This is a genomic window from Phyllobacterium sp. P5_D12, from assembly GCF_054049495.1.
Genome location: NZ_JBFUMG010000695.1, coordinates 1 through 2,009, shown reverse-complemented (window position 1 = coordinate 2,009; position 2,009 = coordinate 1). Strand labels below are relative to the sequence as shown.

General features: G+C 55.6%; 2 protein-coding genes. Both read left to right on the top strand.

Annotated features, from left to right (window positions below; all coding sequences use genetic code 11):
- A partial coding sequence (locus tag ACXJ5O_RS25390; protein WP_457302327.1) for an ABC transporter substrate-binding protein occupies positions 1-553 on the top strand: 553 nt, incomplete at its 5' end.
- A gap of 6 nt (positions 554-559) precedes the next feature.
- Positions 560-2,009 (top strand): ABC transporter permease (locus ACXJ5O_RS25385; protein WP_457302326.1); only part of this gene is annotated, 1,450 nt, incomplete at its 3' end.

Here is a 2,009-nt window from a genome sequence, read left to right as displayed (position 1 = left end):
GTGGGAAGATCTGCTTGACCCGCGTTTCAAGGACAAGATGGTCAAAGCGCACCCCGGTTATAGCGGCACGGTAATGACTTCGACGTTCGTGTTGAGCCAGCTTCTTGGCTGGGACTATTTCGAAAAGCTCGGCAAGCAAAACATAATGCAGGTGCAATCTTCGACCGAGCCGCCGAAAAAGCTGGCCCAGGGCGAACGGGCGCTCGAAGTCGATGGCAATGAATACAACGTCTTCCGTCTCATTGATGAAGGAAAACCCATCAAGATCGTTTACCCGGACGAAGGTACACCACTTGCTGTGGGTAACGCTGCGGTGCTGAAACAAGCCCCCAACCCGAACGCCGCGAAGCTCTTCTACGCATTTCTCTTTTCGCTCGATGCGCAGCAGCTCAACAGTGATTTCGGCGGGCTGAGATCATTCCACCCGGGCGTCAAGGAAAAAGCGGATCGCACGCCTTTGTCGAAGATCAAGATTCTCCATTCGGATCCTGAGAAACTCGAGCCCGAGATTCCCACCATCAAAGCCAACTATGAAAAGTATTTCGGGACATAATTGATCATGACCAGTGACACTCAGGTTCAAGCTTTGCCGGTTCAAGGTCGGCGCCGCGGCATCGATTTTTCATGGCCGACCTTCGCTCTGTTGACGCTTGTCCTGAGTGTCCTGGTTCTCCTGCCATTATTCTGGCTGGTCTACTATAGCTTTCGCAGCGATACCGGCGCGGGCGCCACCTTCGCCAATTACATTGCCCTCGTCGCCGACCCGACCCTTCTTCGCGCTTATGGCCTTGCGATCGGAATGGCCTTGGCCGTTGGCGTCCTCGCCTGCATCATCGCAACGCCGATGGCATGGCTTGTTGCGCGCACGGACTTACCCGGCAGACGAACAATCCGCATGCTGGTGACAGCGTCGTTCGTCACACCACCTTTCCTTGGTGCTATCGCCTACGAGATATTGGCTGCGCCAAACAGCGGCATTGTCAATATTATGTACAGGAGTATGTTCGGGCTTGAAGCATCCGAGTATCTGGTGAACATCTATACGTTCAGTGGCCTCGTCTTTGCCATCGCCTGCTTCACCTTCCCCTATGTTTTCACGCTTGTGGCAAACGCGCTCGACAAGGTTCCATCCGATCTTGAGGATGCTTCTTCAATTCTCGGCGGCAAGTCGATGACCACGTTGCGGAAGGTGACTATTCCGCTGGTCCTCCCCGCCATGCTTGCGGGAACGTTGATTGCCATTCTGCAAGCCCTGACGATGTTTGGCTCCCCGGCGATCCTCGCATTGCCTGCCGGCTTTCATGTGATCACCACAAAAATCTGGAGCCTTTTTCAATTCCCGCCGCGTCTCGGCCTCGCGGCTGCCGCTGCGCTGCCTCTGCTGATTATTACCGTCATTCTCCTGCGCGCGCAGAAATCTATCCTCGGACGCAAGGGTTATACGGTTCTCGGCGGCAAGAGCGGTACACCAAGGATCACCGAACTCGGCCCATGGAAATGGCCGGCCATCGCCTTCGTTTTCTGTGTGCTCAGCCTGACGATCATCTTGCCGTACCTGGCTATTATCAAGACGGCATTCACCGGCACTGTCGGCGACCCGATTAACCTCAGCACGCTGACTTTGAGCCATTGGCGGTTCGTGCTTTTTGAGTTCTCGGCGACACAGCTTGCCCTTCGCAATACGTTTCTCCTTGGATTTTTGACAGCGACTGCCGTCACCGCCATCGCGCTGATCGTATCTTATCTGGTGATCCGCCGCTCGGTTCCGGGTTCTGGTTTCCTCGGCGTCCTTGCCACGGCTCCAGTTGCGATCCCGGGCATCGTTCTCGGCGTTGGCCTGTTCCTCAGCTATGCCAATCCCACCTTCCAACTCTATGGAACGATCTGGATCCTCCTTATCGCTTTCATGACAATCGAGCTCCCGGCGGGTTATCAACAGATGTCTTCGGCGTTTTCCGGTGTCCATCCGGAACTGGAGGAAGCCGGCCGTATCGTGGGCGCTTCACGGT